The 21,991-nt window shown below is 63.9% G+C and carries 19 protein-coding genes and 2 tRNA genes; 10 read left to right on the top strand and 11 right to left on the bottom strand.

Annotation, left to right across the window (positions count from 1 at the left end; translation table 11 throughout):
* Window positions 1-36 precede the first annotated feature (36 nt).
* Window positions 37-477, bottom strand: coding sequence for a site-specific integrase (locus IFT54_RS21020; RefSeq protein WP_192071086.1), 441 nt, complete (start codon window positions 475-477; stop codon window positions 37-39).
* Between the two features lie 609 nt (window positions 478-1,086).
* A tRNA-Ala gene (locus IFT54_RS13975) sits at window positions 1,087-1,162 on the bottom strand.
* A 280-nt stretch (window positions 1,163-1,442) separates the two neighbouring features.
* Here IFT54_RS13975 and IFT54_RS13970 point away from each other — a divergent pair.
* A complete protein-coding gene (locus IFT54_RS13970; RefSeq protein ID WP_192071085.1) occupies window positions 1,443-2,444 on the top strand; it encodes an NADP-dependent oxidoreductase in 1,002 nt (333 codons plus the stop codon).
* A 41-nt stretch (window positions 2,445-2,485) separates the two neighbouring features.
* Here the strand turns inward: IFT54_RS13970 and ypfJ are convergent, their stop codons facing one another.
* Complete coding sequence (ypfJ, locus tag IFT54_RS13965) at window positions 2,486-3,421, bottom strand: KPN_02809 family neutral zinc metallopeptidase (RefSeq protein ID WP_037528455.1); 936 nt, start codon at window positions 3,419-3,421, stop codon at window positions 2,486-2,488.
* Between the two features lie 169 nt (window positions 3,422-3,590).
* On the opposite strand from ypfJ, the gene IFT54_RS13960 reads away from it, so the two are divergent.
* On the top strand, window positions 3,591-4,376 hold the full coding sequence (locus IFT54_RS13960) for a 3-hydroxybutyrate dehydrogenase (RefSeq protein ID WP_192071125.1): 786 nt from the start codon (window positions 3,591-3,593) through the stop codon (window positions 4,374-4,376).
* Window positions 4,373-5,077 carry a DUF4893 domain-containing protein gene (locus IFT54_RS13955; protein ID WP_192071084.1) on the top strand — a complete coding sequence of 235 codons (705 nt, stop codon included), beginning with the start codon at window positions 4,373-4,375 and terminating at the stop codon, window positions 5,075-5,077. Before IFT54_RS13960 ends, IFT54_RS13955 begins: the two co-directional genes overlap by 4 nt.
* Before the next feature lie 37 nt (window positions 5,078-5,114).
* Here IFT54_RS13955 and IFT54_RS13950 read toward each other — a convergent pair.
* Window positions 5,115-5,191 (bottom strand) — tRNA-Pro (locus tag IFT54_RS13950).
* Between the two features lie 274 nt (window positions 5,192-5,465).
* Here IFT54_RS13950 and IFT54_RS13945 point away from each other — a divergent pair.
* The 7 genes from IFT54_RS13945 to mazG all read left to right on the top strand — a co-directional run bounded on the left by IFT54_RS13945 (window position 5,466) and on the right by mazG (window position 12,867).
* A complete protein-coding gene (locus IFT54_RS13945) occupies window positions 5,466-6,452 on the top strand; it encodes a lytic murein transglycosylase (protein ID WP_244648983.1) in 987 nt (328 codons plus the stop codon).
* A 166-nt stretch (window positions 6,453-6,618) separates the two neighbouring features.
* On the top strand, window positions 6,619-7,788 hold the full coding sequence (locus tag IFT54_RS13940) for a D-alanyl-D-alanine carboxypeptidase family protein (RefSeq protein ID WP_192071124.1): 1,170 nt from the start codon (window positions 6,619-6,621) through the stop codon (window positions 7,786-7,788).
* A 52-nt stretch (window positions 7,789-7,840) separates the two neighbouring features.
* Complete coding sequence (locus IFT54_RS13935; protein ID WP_192071082.1) at window positions 7,841-8,818, top strand: AAA family ATPase; 978 nt, start codon at window positions 7,841-7,843, stop codon at window positions 8,816-8,818.
* A gap of 55 nt (window positions 8,819-8,873) precedes the next feature.
* Entirely contained in the window at window positions 8,874-10,436 is a 1,563-nt protein-coding gene (gene metG / locus IFT54_RS13930) for a methionine--tRNA ligase (RefSeq protein WP_192071081.1), read from the top strand.
* Window positions 10,436-11,242: a TatD family hydrolase gene (locus IFT54_RS13925; RefSeq protein ID WP_192071080.1), complete on the top strand. Its 807-nt coding sequence runs from the start codon at window positions 10,436-10,438 to the stop codon at window positions 11,240-11,242. Before metG ends, IFT54_RS13925 begins: the two co-directional genes overlap by 1 nt.
* Entirely contained in the window at window positions 11,239-12,003 is a 765-nt protein-coding gene (locus tag IFT54_RS13920; RefSeq protein ID WP_192071079.1) for an MBL fold metallo-hydrolase, read from the top strand. Before IFT54_RS13925 ends, IFT54_RS13920 begins: the two co-directional genes overlap by 4 nt.
* 129 nt (window positions 12,004-12,132) lie before the next feature.
* Window positions 12,133-12,867 (top strand): nucleoside triphosphate pyrophosphohydrolase, encoded by a 735-nt coding sequence (gene mazG / locus IFT54_RS13915; protein WP_192071078.1) that lies wholly within the window; start codon window positions 12,133-12,135, stop codon window positions 12,865-12,867.
* On the opposite strand, the gene hflX is transcribed toward mazG, so the two are convergent.
* The 7 genes from hflX to dusB form a co-directional block, all read right to left on the bottom strand.
* Window positions 12,848-14,140, bottom strand: a complete 1,293-nt coding sequence (hflX, locus tag IFT54_RS13910; RefSeq protein WP_192071077.1) for a GTPase HflX — start codon at window positions 14,138-14,140, stop codon at window positions 12,848-12,850. The two genes, mazG and hflX, sit on opposite strands and share 20 nt — an antisense overlap.
* Before the next feature lie 24 nt (window positions 14,141-14,164).
* Entirely contained in the window at window positions 14,165-14,740 is a 576-nt protein-coding gene (gene hfq / locus IFT54_RS13905; RefSeq protein ID WP_261362599.1) for an RNA chaperone Hfq, read from the bottom strand.
* A gap of 74 nt (window positions 14,741-14,814) precedes the next feature.
* The gene (gene ntrX, locus IFT54_RS13900; protein WP_031393368.1) at window positions 14,815-16,191 is read right to left on the bottom strand and encodes a nitrogen assimilation response regulator NtrX; all 1,377 of its coding nucleotides are present in this window, start codon (window positions 16,189-16,191) and stop codon (window positions 14,815-14,817) included.
* 4 nt (window positions 16,192-16,195) lie between these two features.
* Window positions 16,196-18,445 (bottom strand): sensor histidine kinase, encoded by a 2,250-nt coding sequence (locus IFT54_RS13895; protein WP_192071076.1) that lies wholly within the window; start codon window positions 18,443-18,445, stop codon window positions 16,196-16,198.
* A gap of 52 nt (window positions 18,446-18,497) precedes the next feature.
* A complete protein-coding gene (ntrC, locus tag IFT54_RS13890; RefSeq protein ID WP_192071075.1) occupies window positions 18,498-19,943 on the bottom strand; it encodes a nitrogen regulation protein NR(I) in 1,446 nt (481 codons plus the stop codon).
* The gene (locus IFT54_RS13885; protein WP_192071074.1) at window positions 19,940-21,004 is read right to left on the bottom strand and encodes a two-component system sensor histidine kinase NtrB; all 1,065 of its coding nucleotides are present in this window, start codon (window positions 21,002-21,004) and stop codon (window positions 19,940-19,942) included. The genes ntrC and IFT54_RS13885 overlap by 4 nt, the downstream gene beginning before the upstream one ends.
* On the bottom strand, window positions 20,991-21,989 hold the full coding sequence (gene dusB, locus IFT54_RS13880; RefSeq protein ID WP_192071073.1) for a tRNA dihydrouridine synthase DusB: 999 nt from the start codon (window positions 21,987-21,989) through the stop codon (window positions 20,991-20,993). Before dusB ends, IFT54_RS13885 begins: the two co-directional genes overlap by 14 nt.
* Window positions 21,990-21,991: the final 2 nt, after the last annotated feature.

The following is a 21,991-nucleotide window of genomic DNA, read 5'->3' as shown; positions in this document are numbered from 1 at the left end:
TCCTCACGGAACCTGAATCAGATCGCGCCTCTCACATCAATGGGTCCTGACCCTAGGATCACGGTGACCACTAATTACTGAAAGCTCCACGGTAGTAAGGGCCATTTCAGCGAACCTACTTATCGCTTCATGCCTAAGATCATGAAAATGGAGGTCCGGCATACCAGCACGTTCCCTTACCCGGTTCCATGCCAACCGAAGGGCCATTGCAGACAGAGGTAGAACCCTGTGATCGTTTCGGGGCAGACCTTCCAATATTTCTAGAGCTTGATCAGTTAGCGGTATGGTTCTGGCATACCCGGTCTTAGTATGAGGTATATGGGCAGTGCGGCTTTGAAAGTCGACGGCATCCCAAGTTAGGTTGAGCAACTCCCCCCGTCGCATTGCCGTCTCTATCGCCAGCAGGACGGCAGGCTTGATGAGCTTGTTACGGGTTAATCGTAGGGCATCGATCAACCGCTTAAGCTCGCCTGGCATAAGGCGACGGTCCCTTGCATTCTTTACCGGTACGCGGCGGACCTGTGCCACTACGTTCGACGTCATTCCGACCAACCATTCCCGGCGGGCAACTTCGATGATATTGTGTAGCAGGGACAACTCCCTTGCCACCGTGCCCGGCTTAACTTCCTTCATCCGCTTGTCTCTGTAGGCGGCTACAGGGCCCGTAGAGAGGTCCGAAAGGGTGAGGGCGCACAGCGGGGCTTTGAGTAACTTTTGAAGCCGTAGGCGCTCTGTATCAGCGCTAAGCTTAGAAGGGGTTATCTCCGTTATATAGCGGCGAACAAGGTCGCCTAGCGTTATAGAGCGAAGCTCTCGATGGCTAACCGGGTGCCCTCCTAAATCGATAAGTGACTCTCGTTCTCTTGCCCATCGTTGGGCAGCGTCTTTGGTAGGAAGCGTCTTATATTCCGGTTCGTATCCCTTACGACGAACCTGCGCAAACCAACCCGTCTTCCGCTTCGATATAGTCGCCATAAAAGCCCCTGTGTCCGTAGTGTGTACGGATCGCCAAGAGGGCTGATATTTTGGAACTCATCTTCTAGCGGGCAAGCGCATAAGGTATTGATTTCATTACCTTACGCGCGCTGGTGGAGCCGAGGGGAATCGAACCCCTGACCTCTGCAGTGCGATTGCAGCGCTCTCCCATCTGAGCTACGGCCCCGCGCGGTCCGGCGACGCCGGATCATGCGATATTAGCGATGGCGCCGCCGGCTTGCAATCCACCGCCGCGCTCTCCCCCTCATGTTTTGGACGGGGACGTTCATCCCGAACGTGGCTCGCACGGGCGCAGCCGGCAACGGCCGGCGGAACTTCGATCAGGGCGCGGGCGATTGAGGGGAAGGCTCGCTGCAGACGTGCACGTCATGTGTGCTCTGCCGCTTGGCGGGGGATCTGTTCTGCGCCATACCCGAGTCATGAAACCTCAACGACAGGAGTGAAGAATGTCCCGTGCATGGAGCCTGAAGACGCGTCCGCAAGGCATGCCTAAGCATACCGACTTTGAGATGATCGACATTTCACAGTCCGAACTGGCCGAGGGCGAGGTGCGCGTCGTCAACCGCTGGCTCTCGGTCGATCCCTATATGCGCGGTCGCATGAACGACGTGAAAAGTTACACCCCGCCGTTCGAGCTGGGCAAGCCGATGCAGGGCGGTGCGATCGGCGAAGTCGTCGAGAGCCGGGCCGAGGGTCTGAAGGCGGGTGATCTCGTCCAGCATATGGCGGGGTGGCGCGACGAAGCGACGCTGCCCGCAAACCAGCTCCAGAAGCTGCCGGACCTCGCGGTCGATCCACAGGCGTTTCTGGGCCAGCTTGGCATGCCGGGCATGACCGCCTATTTCGGTTTGCTCGAGGTTGCCGCTGCCAAGTCCGGCGATACCGTCTTCGTTTCGGCCGCGGCGGGCGCGGTGGGTTCGACCGTCGTCCAGGTCGCCAAGGCCAAGGGCATGACGGTGATCGGCTCGGCAGGCGGCGCGGACAAATGCGCCTGGGTCAAGTCGCTCGGCGCTGATGCCGTGATCGACTACAAGTCCGGTACGCCGGTCGTGAAAGCTCTAGGCGAAGCTGTGGCCGCGGTCGGGTCGGGCGGCATTGACGTGTATTTTGATAATGTCGGTGGCGAACATCTCGATGCGGCATTGGCGCACGCCAAGCTGCACGCCCGGTTCGCGATCTGTGGCATGATCGACGTCTACAACAGCGGCGCGGCGACCGAACTGCGCTATCTCGCAAGGCTGATCGGTAACCGTATCCAGATCCGCGGCTTCATCGTCAGCGATTTCATGGATCGGGCTGCGGAGTTCTACACGGACATGGGCGCCCTGCTGAAGGCGGGCACGCTGCAGCGGCAGGAAACCGTGCATGATGGCCTCGACGCGATGCCCGAAGCGTTCCTCGGTCTGTTTTCTGGTGGAAATACCGGAAAGATGCTCGTCAAGCTCTGAGCATTTAGCCCCCTCCCGGCAGTGCGGGAGGGGGCAGTTAATCAGATCGCGCCGGAGAAGGTGTCGCACACCTTCGGGTCTCCGCTGTCGAGACCACGACGAAGCCAGGTCTGACGCTGCGCCGAGGTGCCGTGCGTGAAGCTGTCCGGCACAACCCGGCCCTGAGCCTGCTTCTGAAGCGTGTCGTCGCCGATCGCCTGCGCAGCGGTCATGCCCTCCTCGATGTCACCAGGCTCGAGACGGTCGCGATTGGCAGCCGCCCAGACACCGGCGAAACAATCAGCTTGCAGCTCCAGGCGAACGGACAGCGCATTGCCCTCGCTCGATCCGGCGCGCTGCTGCGCGCGTGAAACCTGGCTCGACGTGCCGACCAGATTCTGGATGTGGTGGCCAAATTCATGCGCGATGACATAGTCCTGCGCAAAGTCGCCGCGCGCGCCGAACCGGTTGGCCAGCTCGTCGAAGAAGCTGGTGTCCAAGAAGATTCCGTTGTCGGTCGGGCAGTAGAAGGGGCCCATTGCCGCCTGTGCTGCGCCGCAGCCCGAACGGCCATTGTCGTCGAAGAAGCTGAGCTTGGGCGCCTGGAACTGTTCGCCGTTTTTCGCGAAGATCGCGGCCCAGGTCTTTTGCGCCGAACTGAAGGCGTTGCACGCGGCGCGTCGCTCGGGGTTCAGCGTGCAAATCGACTGCGCGTTGGTGCCGGAACCCTGTTCGCCGCCGCGGCCGGCCCCACCTTGCGCTATCTGCCCGGAGGGTGCGCTGGGCGCCGAGCCGCCACCCAGCATGCCACCGATATTGCCGAGGCCGCCGAACAGCGCCATCACGATCAACACGACGACGATGCCGCCGCACCCGAAACGGCTGCCGATCAGCGGCAGTAGGCCGAACAGAAGGCCGCCGCCTCCGCCGCCGCCCGAACCGCCGCCGCGGCCCTGATCCTCGACGTTGATGTTGGGGTCGAAATCATCGAGCCGCATGGTCTTAAGACTTTCATTCTGGAGTGGTAACGAAATGCATGGGACGATGCGGAGTTGCATCCGATTGGCTTGCCGGGTCTAATCGTATTCTGCCGACCTTTGGAAGGCATGACAAAGCGTTGTACGGCAGGCGGGGCGTTCTGGCCGCGTCAAAATGGGGGACGAGACAATGTTTCTGGCGGGCAGGACGGCGGTCATCACCGGATCCACATCGGGGATCGGTCTTGCCTATGCGCAGGCCTTTGCGGGGGAGGGGGCCTGTGTCGTTCTCAACGGCTTTGGTGACGCCGCGACGATCGAGGCGGAGCGTGCGGCGCTGAGTACGATCAGCGGCGCGACTGCGCTTTACGATGCCGCCGACATGACCCGCCCCGACGAGATCGCCGCACTGGTCGAGCGCGCGGTCGCGGAAACGGGGAATTGCGATATCGTCGTCAACAATGCGGGCATCCAGCATGTCGCGGGGATTGCGGATTTTCCCGTCGCGACCTTCGATAGGATCATCGCGATCAACATGGCGTCGGCCTGGCATATGATGCGGGCGGCGATTCCGCATATGCGGCGCCGAGGCTGGGGCCGGATCATCTCGACCGCGTCGGCGCATTCGCTGGTCGCTAGCCCGAACAAGTCGGCCTATGTCATGGCCAAGCATGCCATCGCCGGACTGACCAAGACGATCGCGCTCGAAACCGCGACCGATAACATCACGGTCAACTGTATCTCGCCAGGCTATGTCTGGACGCCGCTGGTCGAGGATCAGATTCCGGACACGATGGCGGCACGCGGGATGACCCGCGAGCAGGTCGTCAACGACATTCTGCTCGCCGCGCAGCCGACCAAGGCCTTCGTCACGCCGGAGCAGGTCGCAGCGCTCGCACTCTTCCTGTGCCGCGACGAGGCTAGCGCGATGACCGGCGCAAATCTGTCGATGGACGGCGGTTGGACGGCAGCATGACAGGTGTCGGCGGTACCCGTGCCGACGCGCGACGCGCGATCGGGTCGTTGGCGACATGCGTCTTGCTCGTCGCCTGCGGGGGCGGAAAACGGATCGCCAGCGCGCCGTCCCCCGAAGTCGAGCGAACCGATCCCACCGGACGAGGGGCAGGATGGCGCACGGCAGCGACGGTTGCCGACCGCGCAAGGCTGCGCGACTGGCGCGATGCGTGGATGGATGCGCTTGCGCAGATCCCGCAGCGTGAGATTGCCGCGGATCCTCAATTGTTCGATCCGGACCGGGCACTCCCCGATCCGTTGCCACCGATCGGCACCTATCGATGTCGCACGATCAAGCTCGGGGCGCCTGGAGCGGGCGCGTCACGCTTCATTGCCTATGGCTGGTTCTCGTGCCGCATCGAACAGCCTGCACGCACGGGGGGAGACGGGGAACTCACGTTCACGCGGCTGGGAGGATCGCAACGTCCGTCCGGAACGCTATACCGCGAATCGCGGGCAGATTCGGCTCCGCGACCGCGTGCGATCTTCCTCGGCAGCATGGCGTTGGGCGACGAACAGCGTCCGATGCGCTACGGTACGGACGCCAATCGCGACCTGGCGGGTGTGATGGAGTGCATCGGTGACCGGCGCTGGCGGCTGATACTGCCGCATCCACGCTTTGAATCTCTACTCGACATCGTCGAGATCGTACCGATGGAATAGACCCGGCATCTCCGGATCGCTGCGACACTGCGCAACATGGTCGGGGAGACAGGATTCGAACCTGCGACCCCCTGGTCCCAAACCAGGTGCGCTACCAGCCTGCGCCACTCCCCGACGCCGCAGCCCTTAGCGGGTGCGGTTGACGAAAGGCAAGCAGCTTCGTGTCGGCGGGCAGGGAAAGTCGTCACTGAAGGACGGGGCCAGCACCCGAACGATAGCCTTGGCGGGGAAGGGTAGCAGCGTAGCGGGCGGTCCACGCGTCGATGCGAGCCATGCTTGCGTCAGGGCGAGGTTCCGATGCGGACGCCCCTATGGCAGAGCGGTCGGCATGTGGGCAAAATCTATCCTATCGAGTGCGTTGCGACGTGGCGCTTTGACCATCGCGGCGATGACCGCGGTCACCACCCCCGCATGTGCGCAGGACGTGGCGGGGTTTCAGGCCTATCTCGGCCAGCTTCGCACGCAGGCGCTTGAGGCCGGAGTCACGGCGCGTACGGTGGACGCCGTCTTTCCTACATTGACGCTGAACGAGCGTGTCATCGCGCTCGATCGTGCACAGCCGGGCAGCGGCACGAGCAGCGCCATTCCGGCCTTCGCGCCGTACAAGGCGCAGCATGTCGACGCGGCGCGGATCGGACGCGGTCGGGAAACCTATCGCGCGCAGCGGGGCAGGCTGCAGCGTATCGAGCGCGAAACAGGTGTGCCCGAATCGATCATGGTCGCGATCTGGGGGCATGAGACCAATTACGGCAGCTACACCGGAAATTTCGACATTCTGCGGTCGCTCGCGAGCCTCGCCTATGAGGGGCGTCGGCGATCGCTGTTTGCGGGCGAGTTCATTGCCGGCTTGAAGATCGTCGACCGGGGCATTTCCCGCGAACAGCTCAAGGGCAGTTGGGCAGGCGCGATGGGCAATCCGCAATTTCTGCCGTCCATCTATCTTCGACTGGCCCGTGACGGGGATGGCGACGGCCGTGCGGATATCTGGAACAGTCCGGCCGATACGCTGGCGTCGATCGGCAATTATTTCACCAATGCCGGCTGGCGCAGCGGCCAACCCTGGGGCGTTGCGGTCTCCGTACCGCAGGGATTCGATCGGTCGCAGGTGCGCAATCGGCTTGTGTCACCGCGGTGCCCGCGCGTGTTCGAAAGGCATAGCGGCTGGCGAACGATCGCCGAGTGGCGCGGTCTGGGGGTGATGACGCAAGGCGCCTCGTGGCCGGCCGACAATGTCATGGCGACGCTGCTCGAACCCGACGGTCCAGGCGCCACGGCGTATCTGCTCACGAGCAATTACCGGGTGATCCTCGACTATAATTGCTCGAATTTTTATGCGCTGTCAGTGGGACTGCTGGCGGATGCGGTTGAGCGCTAACCGGCGTGCCCGATAGACTCAAAGCCAAGCGTGACGCGGTTGCCAAGCGCGGCTATGACTTCGATAAGGTCCCGGCGGCGCCACGAGCCTGCCTCCCATCGTGTTCCTCTTTGACGTAACGGATATCATGACGAAGCTGCCCATGAACACGCTGCCCTTTACTCAAATGGTCCGGCGCCGCATCGCCGTCGCCCCGCTGGCGATGATCGCGCTGGCGACGCCGTCGATCGCCGCTGCGCCACAGTTCCAGACCAGCGCACCGATCGCCTATATGGAAGATCTGTCGTCGGGCGCGGTCCTGTTCGCACGCGATGCCGATCGCCGTATGCCGCCGGCGTCGATGGCGAAAATGATGACGGTCTATGTCGCGTTCGACATGCTCAAAAGGGGCGAGCTCAAGCTCGATCACATGGTCACCGTTCGGCCGGAGACCTGGGCAAAATGGCATGGTCCGTCAGCAGGTTCGACGATGTTCCTGTCGGCGAACGAGAGCGTCAGCGTGGCCAATCTGCTGTATGGCATCGTGACATTGTCGGGCAATGACGCCTGCGTCGTTCTTGCGGAATCGATCTCGGGCTCGGAGCCCGCCTTTACCGAGCGCATGAACCGCGTCGCGGCACAGCTCGGCCTCAAGGACAGTCATTTCGGGACGTCGAACGGGTGGCCAGACAACGGCGTGACCTATGTCACTGCGCATGATCTGGCCAAGCTGGCATCGGCGACGATCACCAACCATCCCCAGCTCTACAAGCAATTCTATGCAAAGCGCGATTTCACCTGGGGCAAGACCATGGGCGGCACCGCGATCACCCAGGCCAATCGTGATCCGCTGCTCGGCCGCGTCGCGGGTGCCGATGGGTTGAAGACCGGACATACCGAGGAAGCCGGATACGGATTCACCGGGTCGGCCGAGCAGAATGGTCGCCGTCTGGTATTGGTCGTCGCAGGCCTGAAGAGCTCGACCGAGCGCGCCAACGAGTCCGTACGATTCATGGACTGGGGCTTCCGCGCGTGGCAGTCCAAGCCGATCGTCGCGAAGGGTCGGAAGGTCGAGGAGGCCAGCGTGCAGATGGGCGGCTCATCGAGCGTCGGCCTTATCGCGCCCAAGGCGCTGACGGTCACCGTGCCGGCGGGGACATCGCCGAACCTGAACGCCAAGGTCGTCTATCAGGGGCCGGTCAAGGCGCCGATCAAGGCGGGCCAGCACATCGCGGATCTCGTCGTGTCGATGCCGGACGGGGTCGAGCAGCGTATGCCGCTGGTCGCGGAAAAGGACGTTGCCGAAGCCGGGTTCTTCGGGCGCGCCTGGTCTGGGCTGACCGGGCTGTTCGGTTGAAGCTTGGCGTGCCGGCGCGCGTTCGCACCGTTCGGGTGAGCCCGTCGCCGGCATGACCGAAATCATCGGCAATGCCGCGGCGCAGTCCGCTTTCGCCGTGGCGATGCACAGCGGTGCGCTTCACCATGCGTGGCTGTTCACCGGCCCGCAGGGCGTTGGCAAGGCAAGCTTCGCACGGCTGGCGGCGATGCGCATGCTGGCCGATGCGCGCGGCGGGTCGACCGAGCCGCGCGGGTTTGCCGTGCCGGCCGGCGACCCCACGCGCGCGCTGATCGAGGCGGGTTCGCACCCCGATTTCCGCCTGCTGACGCGTCTGCCCAAGGATCCTGAAAAGCCCGACCAGGATCTCGCGCGCAGTATCACGATCGCGCAGGTCCGTACGCTCCAGCCGCTCTTTGCGACGACGCCATCGATGAGCCCGCGACGGGTCGTCATGATCGACGCGATCGACGATCTGGAGCGCGGCGGCAGCAACGCGTTGCTCAAGAACCTTGAGGAACCACCCGCCGGCACGATATTCCTCTTGGTCAGCCACGCGCCGGGACGGTTGTTGCCGACGATCCGTTCGCGGTGCCGGGTCTTGCGGTTCGAGGCGCTGACGCCAGACGAGGTTGCAGAGACGCTGCGACAGGCGCAACCGGACCTCAACCACGACGAGATGACCGCGCTGGTGCGTGCGAGTGAGGGAGCGCCGGGCAGGGCGCTGCGCTATGCGGGTCTAGATATTGCAAGTCTCGACGAAGCGATTGCGCGGATCGCCGACGAAGGCGATCGCGATAACGGGCATCGGCTCCGGCTGGCGAAGTCCCTGGCTGGCAAGGCGTCGCAACCCCGGTACGAGGCATTTCTCGATCGCGTGCCGGTTTTCATCGCGCGTGCGGCGCGGGACCGGTCGGGCGCCCGGCTCAAGACCGCGCTCGACGCGCATGCCGCGGCCCGTGACCTGTCCGCCGCTGCCATCGGCTTGTCGCTCGATGCGCAGGCGACGGTCTTCGAGCTTGCGGGAATTCTCGCGACGCTGCGCACCTGACGAAGCGGGCGACATGGGCTTCACCTCCTCGGGGGGATGCTCTAGGAGCGCCGACATGGCCGACCCTTACTACATCACCACCGCAATCCATTATCCCAATGGCCGACCGCATATCGGCCATGCCTATGAAATGGTTGCAGCCGACGCGATCGCCCGGTTTCAGCGCCAGGCGGGACGCGATGTGCTGTTCCAGACAGGTACCGACGAACACGGTCTGAAGATGGTTCAGGCCGCACGCGACCGCGGCGTCCCCGTTCGCGAATTCGCGGACGAAATGTCGTCCTATTTCAGTCGGATGGCCGACCGTCTTGATATCTCCTACGATCGGTTCATCCGGACCGTCGACACCGATCATTACGCGGCGAGTCAGGCGATCTGGCAGGCGATGGCGGATGCCGGGGACCTTTATCTCGATCGTTATGAGGGCTGGTATTCAGTCCGCGACGAAGCCTTTTACGACGAGTCCGAACTGACGGGGGAGGGCGCTGATCGGCGGTCTCCGCAAGGCACGCCGGTCGAATGGACCGCCGAGGAAACCTGGTTCTTTCGCTTGTCGAAATATCAGCAGCCGTTACTTGATCTCTACGCCGCGAACTCCGACTTCATCCGTCCCGAGAGCCGCCGCAACGAGGTTATGCGCTTTGTCGAAGGGGGCCTGTCCGACCTCTCTGTGTCGCGGACGAGCTTCGACTGGGGCGTGCCCGTGCCGGGAAGCCCGGGTCATGTCATGTATGTCTGGGTCGACGCGCTCACAAATTACCTTACGGGGACGGGCTATCCGAACACCGGGTCGGATGACGCAAATCTCGCGCGTTTCTGGCCGGCGGACCTTCACCTGATCGGCAAGGACATTGTCCGCTTCCATGCCGTCTTCTGGCCTGCTTTCCTGATGTCCGCGAACATCCCGCTCCCCAAAAGCGTCTTTGGCCATGGCTTTCTCCTGACCCGCGGCGAGAAGATGTCGAAGTCGGTCGGCAATGTCGTCGATCCGATGGTGCTGGCGGATGCGTTCGGCGTCGACGCCCTGCGCTATTTCTTCCTTCGGGACGTCAGCTTCGGGCAGGATGGCAGCTACTCGGCAGAGGCAATCGTGACGCGGGTCAACGCCGAGCTCGCGAACAGCTTCGGCAATCTGGCCCAGCGGACATTGTCGTTCATTGCCAAGAACCTGGATGGTGCATTGCCCATCGTAACGGAGATCGTACCGGCCGATGCGTCGCTGCTCGACGACGTCACCGCAGCCTGTGCGGCGTTCAGGTCCGGCTTTGCGGAGCTCGCTCTATCGCACGCCATCGAGGCCTGGATGCGGGGCGTCTTTGCCTGCAACCAGTATATCGACGTGCAGGCGCCCTGGGCGTTGCGCAAGACCGACCCGGCACGGATGAACACGGTGCTGGCGACATTGGTGCGCGCAATCCGGATGCTTGCCATCACGATCCTTCCGGTCGTGCCGAGCGCAGCGGGCAAGGTCCTCGACCAGATCGGTGCAGAGGGCCGCGACCATGCGGCGCTTGGGGATAACGATTGGTACGATCGGCAGGCCACGAGCGAGTTCCGGATCGTCGCGCCGAACGGCGCGTTTCCACGGCTTGAAATGCCTGCGGAGACCGACGCCTGATGCTTGCAGACAGTCATTGCCACCTGAATTACCCCGGCTTGATCGAGGATCAGCAGGCGGTTCTCGATCGCGCGCGGGCGCGCGGTGTGACGGCGATGCTCAACATCTCGACGCGGGAGAGCGAATGGGATGCGGTGATCGCGACCGCGGACCGTGAGCTCGATGTTTGGGCTACGGTCGGCATTCATCCCAATGAAGCGGATGCCCATCCTGCGATCGACGCGGCGCGTCTGGTCGAGCGCGCACGTCACCCGCGGGTCGTGGGCCTGGGTGAGACCGGGCTCGATTATTACCGCAAGACTTCCGACCGCGCGCGCCAGGCGCTGAGCTTCCGCGCGCATATCGACGCGGCGCGCGAGACCGGCTTGCCGATCGTCGTGCATACCCGCGATGCCGAAGAGGACACCGCGGCGATCCTTTCGGACGAGATGGGGAAGGGGGCCTATGGCGGCGTCATCCACTGCTTCACAGCAAGCGCAGCATTTGCCGACAAGGCACTGGAACTTGGCCTCTATATATCGCTGTCGGGGATCGTCACGTTCAAGAACGCACGGGACCTTCAGGCGATCGCTGCGCGCTTGCCGATCGAACGGCTGCTGATCGAAACCGACGCGCCCTTTCTTGCGCCCGTGCCCAATCGGGGCAAGACGGGGGAGCCCGGCTTCGTCGCCGATACCGCTCAGTTCGTGGCCGACCTGCGTGGCGTCTCCGTCGGCGAGCTGTCCCAGCGGACGGCCGAGAATTTCCACACGCTGTTCGCCCAGACACGGCTGGTCGATACGCCGGCTGCGGCGCACCGCGCGTGAAAATCACGATCCTCGGCTCGGGTACGTCTTCCGGCGTGCCCCGGATCGGCAATGACTGGGGTACCTGCGATCCCGCCGAACCGCGCAACCGACGTACGCGCGTCTCCGCGCTCGTCGAGCATGCCGGAACGCGGATCCTGATCGATACAGGGCCGGACATGCGCGAGCAGTTGCTTGCGGCGAACATCTCCGAGGTGGATGCGGTCATCTGGACGCATGATCACGCCGATCACTGCCACGGCATTGATGACCTCCGGCAGCTCTATCACGCGATGGGCACGCCCGTGATCGGCTTTGCCCGGCCCGCGACGCTCGCCGCGCTCGAGGATCGCTTCACCTATGCGTTCCGGGGCCGCAGCGGTTATCCGTCGACGATCGCCGGGGCTGTCTTGCCGGACCGACTGACGATCGGCGCGATCGACATTCGCGTTACCGATCAGCCGCACGGATCGATCCACGCCGCTGGGCTGCGCTTCGAGGCCGATGGCAAGGCAATCGGTTATGCGACCGATTTCAACATCATGACCGACGATATGGCTGCGATGTATACGGGGCTGGACGTCTGGGTCGTCGATGCACTGCGCCGTCGTCCGCACCCGACGCATCCGCAACTCTCAGCCGTCTTGGGCTGGGTCGATGCGTTCAAGCCGCGGCGGACCGCGCTTATCCATATGGACAACAGCATGGACTATGCAGCGTTGAGGGCCGAACTGCCTGACACAGTGGAGCCGGGCTTTGATGGGCAGATCCTCGAAGCCTGACACGTAACTATCCTAGTCCATTTTACATAATGTATATTATCGGATCGGGCGTGGTGCGTTATGAAGCTTTTGGTTTCGTCGTAGCGTCGGTGATCTCCACGTCATTCTCACTTTATGCGGAGCGCCGCCATGATTGACCGCCTCACGACCATCATGGCGCGACTGCGCGATCCGGATACGGGATGCGAATGGGACCGTGTTCAAACATCGAAGACGATTGCCCGCTACACGATCGAAGAGGCCTATGAGGTCGTTGACGCGATCGAACGCGGCGATCTTGCCGATCTGAAGGACGAACTCGGCGACCTGCTGTTGCAGGTAGTGTTCCATGCCCGCATCGCAGAAGAAGCCGGCGCGTTCACCCTGCCCGACGTCATCGACGCGATCAGCGACAAGATGGAGCGCCGACACCCGCATGTCCTCGGTCCGGCGGAGACATCGCCCGGTTGGGAAACGATCAAGGCGACCGAACGCGCGAGCAAGCCTGACCAGAGTGCCCTCGCCGGCGTCGCCACCGCGCTGCCTTCGCTGGCGCGTGCCGACAAGCTGCAAAAACGTGCTGCGCGGGTCGGGTTCGACTGGCCCGATTCAGCCGGCTCCTTGGCCAAGGTACACGAAGAACTCGACGAGATTGCAACAGCGACCGCCGACACACTGGCCGAAGAGATCGGCGACCTTCTGTTCTCGGTGACCAATTATGCCCGCCACCTCGGTGTCGATCCCGAGGTGGCGTTACGCGCGGGCAATGCAAAGTTCGAAGCCCGGTTTCGCGCGATGGAACACATGGCCGGTCCCGGCTTCGAAGCCTTGTCGCTTGAGGAGAAGGAAGCGCTTTGGCAGGCCGTCAAGCGTCGCGGCGGCTGAACCGGTCGTAATCGGTGTCGGACAGCCGTACGTCATAGGTGGTGGCCAGCCCGTCCGCGAGACTGCTGAGCACCTCGCCATGCGCGTGCAACCATGCCGCGCCTGCGCCGTCCGTCGCATCGAGCGTAATGTGATAGCGGCGATGCGCATCCGTCAGTTTGGCAGCGACCTGCTCGACGAGATGGTCCACCCCCTCCCCACTCAGCGCCGAGATCGCCACGACATCCTCGCGATGCGCAGCCTCCCCGGCAATCTCGTCATGGTCGGCAGGATCGAGCAGATCCAGCTTGTTCCAGACTTCGAATCGCGGGGTCATATCGTCGACGCCGATGTCCGCCAGCACCGCCTCGACATCGGCACGTTGCGCCTCCGTATCGGGATGCGCGATGTCACGGACGTGGATCAGCAGATCGGCGGACACCACTTCCTCGAGCGTCGCCTTGAACGCCGCGACGAGCTGGGTTGGCAGGTCCGAGACGAACCCGACCGTGTCGGACAGGATCGCCTTGTCGATACCGGGCAACCGGATTTGCCGAAGCGTCGGATCCAACGTCGCGAACAGCAGGTCTTCGGCCATGACGTCGGCACCGGTCAACCGATTGAACAGCGTGGATTTTCCGGCATTGGTATAGCCGACGAGCGCGATGACGGGCCAAGGGGCTCGTTGGCGTCGCTCGCGGTGCAGGCCGCGGGTACGGCTGACCTGTTCGAGTTCGCGCCGGAGCCGCGCCATCCGGTCCCGGATAAGCCGGCGATCCGCCTCGATCTGGGTTTCACCGGGCCCGCCGAGAAAGCCGAACCCGCCGCGCTGACGCTCGAGATGGGTCCAGCTCCGGACTAGGCGGCCAGCCTGGTAGTCGAGATGCGCGAGTTCAACCTGCAGCCGCCCTTCGGCCGTCGCCGCGCGCTCCCCGAAGATTTCAAGGATCAGCCCGGTGCGGTCGATGACCTTCGTCTCCAGCGCCTTTTCGAGATTGCGCTGCTGGATCGGGCTCAGGCTCGCATCGAACACGACGAGCCCCGCCTCCTCCATCCGCACCTGTGTCGCGAGGAGGTCAACCTGCCCGCTGCCAATCAACGTTGCGGGCTTGGCCTGGCGGACACGATAGGCGATCCGTTCGACCACCTCCACGCCAATGGCGGCGGCAAGGCCCGCCGTCTCTTCGAGCCGTGCGTCGACATCGCGTGTCGCATCACCCTGGTCGGGCAAGACGACGATCGCTTTCGTCCCGCGGGCGAACTCGTCGCGGTCACGGTCGAAACCACTACTCATGCGCATTGCCCCAGGCCGTCATGATCATGCGTCGTCCACCGCATCCGTCTCGTCGCTGTCGTCGGGATCCTCGGCAAGGTTCAGGGGCCGCGCGGGCTGGATCGTCGACACCGCGTGCTTGTAGACGAGCTGCGCCATGCCTTCGCGCTGGAGCAGCATGCAGAACAGGTCGAAGCCGGCAATCTGGCCCTGGAGCATGACGCCGTTGATCAGAAACATGGTCACGCTGTCTTCCGACTTGCGGACCGCGTTCAGGAAAATTTCCTGCAGAAGCGGCTGCTTCTTCTGCGTTTCTGCGACGGCGTTCACGATCGCGGCGACGTCCATCGGTCCCGCGGGCATGATCGTCGAAATTGCGTGCTTGTAGATGAGCTGGGACTGACCGTCGCGACGTAGCAGCACCGAGAAATTATCGAACCAAGTGACGATGCCCTGGAGCTTGACACCCTTGACGAGAAACATCGTGACGGGGGTCTTGGTGCGGCGCAGCGCGTTGAGGAACAGGTCCTGGAGCGAGCCAATTTTTTCGGCCAATGGGATAACCCTTGTTTTTGGCGGGACTTTGCCCGCGTGGCGCCGTTTCCCGGCGTCGGAGATCACCCGATTGCCGGGCGAGCGTCTAATCTATGTTCCCGGTACCGCTTCGTCCATAGGGGCGGGCGACAGATATGCGATCAATCGTCGCGCGTCTCGGTGATCCCGAGCAGCTTCAGCTTCCGGTGCAGCGCCGATCGCTCCATCCCGATAAAGCTCGCGGTGCGCGAAATGTTGCCGGAGAACCGACGGATCTGCACACGCAGATACTCCCGTTCGAAGGTTTCACGCGCCTCGCGTAGCGGCGAGCCCATGATCGCGGTCCCCCCGGCGCTGCCCATGTCGCCCTGATCGCCCAGGACTTCGGCCGGCAGCAGGTCGAGATCGATGCGTCCCAGTCGGTCGCCCGGCGCAAGGATGATCGTCCGTTCAACCACGTTGCGAAGCTGACGCACATTTCCCGGCCAGTCGTAGGATTGCAGCGCAACCATCGCATCGGGCGCGATTTCTGGTGTCCGGACCCGGCGTTCCGCCGCATAATGCGCGATGAAATGCTGGACCAGCGCGGGAATGTCCTCGCGGCGATCCGCGAGCGGCGGGATAGCCACCGGCACGACGTTCAACCGGTAATAGAGGTCCTCGCGAAACCGACCCTCGGCGATCTCGTGGACGAGGTCGCGCGCCGTCGCGGACACCACACGCACATCGACCTTCACGACCCTGGTACCGCCGATCCGCGTAAAGCTCTGGTCGGTCAGGACCCGCAAGATCCGCGCTTGCGTCGTGATCGGCATGTCGGCGATCTCGTCGAGGAACAGCGTTCCGCCATGCGCCTGCTCGAGCAGCCCGGGACGGATCTTGTCCCCGCCCTCCTCAGCGCCGAACAACTCTTCGTCGACACGTTCAGGGGTCATCATCGCGGCGCTGACGATTACGAACGGCGCATCGGTGCGCAGGCTCCAGCCGTGCAGGAGGCGCGCAGCGACCTCCTTGCCGACCCCTGCCCCACCCATGATCAGCACGCGGCTGCCGGTCGCGGCGACGCGCTTGAGCGTTGCCCGGACGCCGTTGATCGCCCCCGAATTGCCGGTGAGATCGGTCTCGCGGCCGACCGTGGCCCGCAGCGAGGCGACCTCGCGGCGCAGCCGTTCGGTTTCGGTCGCGCGCGCCACCATGAGCAGCAGTCGCTCGGCTTCGAACGGTTTCTCGATGAAGTCCGATGCGCCACGCCGGATCGCCGCGACCGCGGTGTCGAGATTGCCGTGACCCGATATGACGAGCACCGGGATCGATGGATCCCGCCGCTTTATCTCGTCGAGCAGTTCGAGCCCGTCGAGGCGCGACCCCTGCAGCCAGACGTCGAGCAGCACGAGCGACGGACGCCGCGCCGCGATCGCTTCGAGCGCAGCGTCGCTGTCGCCCGCATCGCGCGTCTGATAGCCCTCGTCCTCCAGGACGCCGGCCACCAGTTCGCGAATGTCACGTTCGTCGTCCACGACGAGAATATCGAGCGCCATCAATTCATGTCCGATTGCGAGTCATTGCGACGAGCTGGCCATCCCCTGCCGGCTCGGGTGCGGATGCCCCCTGATCAAGCGCGACCAGCGCTCTGGCGTCGAAGTTCATGGTGACAATGGTGCCCCCACCGGGACGATCCGAAAACGCGATCGTCCCGCAATGTTCCTCGATGATCTTCTTGACGATGGCAAGCCCGAGCCCGGTCCCGCGCGCGCGCGTCGTCATATAGGGTTCGATGATCCGGTCGCGTTCGACCGGTAGACCGATCCCGGTGTCGGCGACCTCAATCGCCACGCAGTGCCCCGTTCCATCGTGGCGCGTCTCGGTCAGGGTCATGGTAACCGCCCCGCCCTCATCGTCGCCGCGCGTCTCGATCGCCTCGACCGCGTTCTTGACGATGTTCGTCAGAGCCTGCCCAATCTGCCGGCGGTCGCACACGAGCATCGGACCGGGGTCGTCATGAACCAGCAGAAACCGGATCCCCGGGTGCGCGACCTCGTGCAGGAACATCGCCTGGCGGGCGGCATCGAGCAACGATTCCTCACGGAATACGGGTTTGGGCATGCGTGCGAATGATGAAAATTCGTCCACCATCCGGCGCAGGTCCGCGACCTGGCGGATGATCGTGTCGGTAAGCCGGGCGAATGTCCCGTCCTCCGCGGGGATCTTGCCCCCATAGCGCCGCTGCAGTCGCTCCGCGGCGAGCTGGATCGGCGTCAGCGGATTCTTGATTTCGTGCGCGATCCGGCGGGCGACGTCGGACCAGGCGGCGCGGCGCTGGTCGAGCAGTTGCTGCGTGATATCGTCGAAGGTGAGGATCGGGCCGGTCGGCGCATGCGCGATCCGGACGGCGAGCGTTCGCGCATCGCCGGCCTGGCCGACCTGGACGATCGCTTCGCGTCCTCCCTCCTGCACGAGCGCATCGAGTTCAGGCGCAACCTCGTGCAACGGCTTGCCAACCAGGCCGTCCGCGCCGAGCAGCTGGATCGCAGAGCGATTTGCAATCCGTATTACGCGGTCCTTCGCGGTCGCGACGACGCCCGCCGAGACATCCGCCATAACCGCCTCGATCAGCGCACGGCGCGTCTCGAGCTGGTCGTTCGCGGTCATCAGATCGCTGTTCTGCTCCTGCAGCCGACCCGTCATTTGGTTGAACGCACGCGCCAGCGTCCCGACCTCGTCGCGGCTGCGCGGATCTGGCACGCGCGCGGTCAAATCCCCCTCGGCCACCCGACGTGCCGCATCGACCAGCTCGCCGACGGGGCGTACCAGACGATCCGCTACAGCCAGCGCGATCCAGACAGCAACGCCAACGATAAGCAGGGAAATGCCCAGCAAGGCTGCGTTGAACAGGAGCTGGAGGCTGCGCGACCGGGCAAGCAGCTGCCGATAGCTTGCCAGCACGGCGTTGGCGCGCGTCGTCTGCTCCGACAGGAGCTTGGTATCCTCGACGCGCCCGGCATAAAGGAAGAGTTCGTCGGCGCCGGGCAGCATCGTGATCGTGCGGATACGATCCCCCGTCACCGATACTGCGGCGGGCTTGCCGCTCCGGAGTTCGCGGATCGCCTCGGGCGTCACCTGTCGTGTAAAGTCGATTTCATAGGGGTTCACAACCGCGAAGGTCTGGATTTCGTTCTGTGGCGTGACCTTGAACAGCGCGGCTTCGGACAGGCTCCGGAAATAGACCTGTTGGTAGAAAAATCCTGAAAAGTCCGGACTCTGCAGCGATCGCTCCCGCAGGTAATTGGACATATCCGCTGCCATAGTGACGCTCGCCTCTTCCCAGCGGCTGAGCTGGCGCGCGTAGGACGACTGGGCGAGTTCGGTGGCGTTTTCGAGCATCCCGCGTGCCTGATCCGAATACCAGAATTGCACGCCATATTGGAACAGCAGCGACGCGAAGATCGTCACCAGCAGCATCGGCACCGCGGCGACGATCGAGAACAAGGCAACGAGCCGGACGTGCAGGCGGCCGCCACCGCCAACCGGGGACCGCGCAGCGCGCCGCATCGCCACCCGCCGGCCGAGCAGCATCAGCAATGCGATGCCCGGGACGAGGTTGGCGATCAGCAGCAGCGCAATCAGCGGTGGCGGCATCAAACGCTGGGGTGAATTGGCGCCGCTGATGAGCACATAGCTCGCGACCGCGACAGTAATCGCCAGCGCGACCACCAGCGCCTCAAGCGCAGGCGTCACTGCGAACCGGTGCGGTGGCACGTCGTCTTCGATGGCAAGCGTCGCGGGGGCGATCATCGTTGCCGTGATACAACGACAATTGTTGCCGGGAAACCACATAATGGCCGGGTCAGCGTAACCCTGCCGCGTCCAGCTCGGTCATGTCGCCGCTGATATCGATCCCGAGCGTGTCGAGACGCTTGCGCAGCGTGTTGCGATTGATCCCCATCGCACGCGCGGCGCGAAGCTGGTTCTGCCCATGCCGGGCAAGCATCAGTTCGATCAACGGACGCTCCACCTCACCGATGACGCGGTCGTACAGACTGCCATCGTCGAGCGCTGCCGGGTTTTCCCGCTCGATCCGCCCAATCAGTGCCTTCACCGCGCCGGCGATGTCGAGATCGGTTGCAGTGGCGGTCGGTGTTCGCGCGCCCAGCATCGCGTGGATAGCCTCGGCGCCGATGACCTCATCGCGCGCGAGCACCGCTAGCCTGCGCATCAGGTTTTCGAGTTCGCGAACATTGCCCGGCCAGTCATACGCGCCGAGCGCGGTGATCGCATCCCCCGCCAACTGACGTCGCGGCAGTCCTTGAATCGCCGCATGATCGAGAAAATGTCGTGCGAGTAAGGCGACATCCTGCCGTCGCTCGCGGAGCGGTGGCAAGGTGACCGGCACGACGTTGAGACGGTAGAACAGGTCTTCCCGGAAATGCCCGGCTGCCACCTGCGCCGCCAGATCGCGGTTTGTCGCGGCGAGGATCCGGACATCGACCCGGATCGTGCGCGCGCCGCCAACGCTCGTGAACTCCCCCGACTGCAATACGCGGAGAAGACGGGTCTGCGCCTCCATCGGCATATCGCCGATTTCGTCGAGGAACAGCGTACCGCCCGTCGCCTGCTCGAAACGACCGGCATTTCGCGTCGCAGCACCGGTAAAGGCGCCGCGCTCATGCCCGAACAACTCGGCCTCGATCAATTCGCGCGGGATGGCGGCCATGTTGATCGCGATGAACGGCGCGGCACTGCGTCGGCCGAGATCGTGGATCGCCCTAGCGACCAGTTCTTTGCCCGTCCCCGATTCGCCGGAAATCAGCACGGTCAGATCGTTCGAGATGACGCGTGCGATGACCCGGTAGACGTCCTGCATCGCCGCGGACCGGCCGATCAGCGGCAGTGCACGATCCTCGTCGCCGATCCGGTCATCGGACAGCACCCCGCCCCGCGCCAGCGCCCCCGTCACCGCACGCGACAAGACGTCGAGATCAAAGGGCTTGGGCAGATATTCATACGCACCGACCTCCGCCGCGCGTACGGCGGTGGTCAGCGTGTTCTGCGCCGACAGGACGATGATCGGCAGCGTGGGGTGGCGCTCGGCGACATTGCGGACATGGTCGATGCCGTCACCGTCGGGCAGCACCACGTCGGTGATCAGCACGTCGGGTATCGCCACAGCCAAGGCACGTTCAAGCTGGCTGAGGCTGTCGGCGACGGTTACGTCGTGGCCGCTGCGCCGCAACGCCTGCGCGACGACGGTGCGAATCGCGGCGTCGTCGTCGACGACCAGCACAGTGCTCATGATGTGGCTCTTGGCAGCAGCAGGCGGAGAACGGTCATTTCAGGAATCCCCTCACGCGCATATTGCACGATCCCGCCCATATCGCGCGTCAGCTTGTCGACGAGGGCGAGGCCCAGCCCCTGCCCTTCACGGCGCCCCGACACGAACGGGTCGAACAGGTGGTCGGCGATATCGGGCGGCGCGCCGGGGCCATTGTCGAACACACAGATCTCAATCGGCAATGGCAGACGCGGCTTGCCCGGCGCGCTGCTGACGGTGATCCCGTGGCGATAGGCCGTGGTCATGATGATCAGGGGGTTCGGTTGATCTGCAACGGCTTCGCGTGCGTTCTTCAGAAGGTTGATGACGATCTGAAGGACCGCGTCGCGATTGATATGTGCGGGCGGCAGCGACGGATCGAACCGCTCCTCGATCGCGATCCCGCGTGCGAAACCGGCGAGCGCAAGGCGACGCGCGTGGGTCAGCAGCGGGTAGATATTCTCGCTGGCGAGCGGAAGCGGCCGCGTATCGCTGAAGTCCTGCATGCGATCGATCAGCGCCGCGATCCGGTCCACTTCGGTCGTGATCAGCGTGGTCAGTTCGCCGGCATCGAGCAGTTGCGCCGCGCCGCGGATGCCGGACAAGGGATTCTTGATCTCATGCGCGAGCATCGCCGCCGCCCCGACTGCCGCGCGCGCGCCTGCGGTACGGTCCGCCGAATAGCCGAGCCGTCGCGAGACGGCGGGAACGTGCAGCGTGATCGCGCGCCAGCCTGGATGATCGGGCATGATCGTCTCGGCAAAGTCGACGCGGATCTTCACACCGCGGGCGGTCGCGATCTCAGTATCGAAGACGGCAAGGCCGCGATTGTCGTGCTTACGTGACTCGTCGGGGGGCGGGAGTATCGCCGCGATCGGCTGCCCGATCATGAGGCGTTCCGACAGGTTGAGCAATTGCTCCGCCAGCGCATTGGCATGGGCGATCCGGTCGTCGGGATCGACCACGACCACCGCCACCGGCAGTGCCGCAAAGACGTCGTTAAACCCCGGACGGTCGCGCCGATCCGGCTCAGGCGGCTTCAAGGTGACGCCAGGGCGCGTAGAACTCCGCCAGCATCGCCTTGACCTGGTTCGGGTCCGCCACCTGGTTCACCCGGTTCCGAAACTCGGCCGAACCATGCAGGCCCTTGGTGTACCAGCCGATATGCTTGCGGGCCATGTTGACACCCGTCTCGATCCCATAATGCTCGAGCATCGCTTCGTAATGCCCGGCAATCGCTTCATATTGTTCGTTAATCGACGGATTGGCGACGCGGCGGCCGGTCGCAAACCAGGTCATGACCTGATTGAGCAGCCAAGGCCGCCCATAGGCGCCGCGTCCGATCATCACGCCGTCCGCACCTGACTGGTCGAGCGCCGCCTCGGCATCCTCGATCGAGCAAATGTCGCCATTGACGATCACGGGGATCGACACCGCGTCCTTCACCCGGCGCACGAAGCCCCAATCGGCGCTTCCCTTGTACATCTGGTTCCGCGTCCGGCCATGCACGGTGATCAGCTTCACCCCGAGATCTTCTGCGATCCGCGACAGTTCGGGTGCGTTGAGACTGTCGTGGCACCAGCCCATGCGCATCTTCAGCGTCACCGGGACGTCGACGGCTTTCACCGTCGCAGATATGATCGCCGTCGCCAGCTTGACGTCACGCATCAGCGCGGACCCGGCATCCCCATTGACGATCTTGCGGACCGGACATCCCATGTTGATGTCGACGATCGCTGCACCGCGATCCTGGCTGAGCCGCGCGGCCTCGCCCATTTCATAGGGTGTGCACCCGACCAGTTGCATCGACACCGGCTCTTCGAGCCGATCCCATGCCGCCTTCTGGATCGACTGGCGGGTCTCGCGGATGGCAGCCTGGCTCGCGACCATCTCGGTAACGTTGAGCCCTGATCCATATCGCCGCACAAGCGTACGGAACGGCATATCCGTCACGCCCGTCATGGGTGCGAGGACGACCGGACTTTCAATCCGCACGGTGCCGATCTGGATAGGTGAGAGATTACGCATAA

The organism is Sphingomonas sp. CFBP 13714 (assembly GCF_014842205.1).
Lineage (GTDB): Bacteria > Pseudomonadota > Alphaproteobacteria > Sphingomonadales > Sphingomonadaceae > Sphingomonas > Sphingomonas aerolata.
The sequence above is the reverse complement of the archived record's forward strand: the minus strand, read 5'-3'. Positions and strand labels throughout refer to the sequence as shown.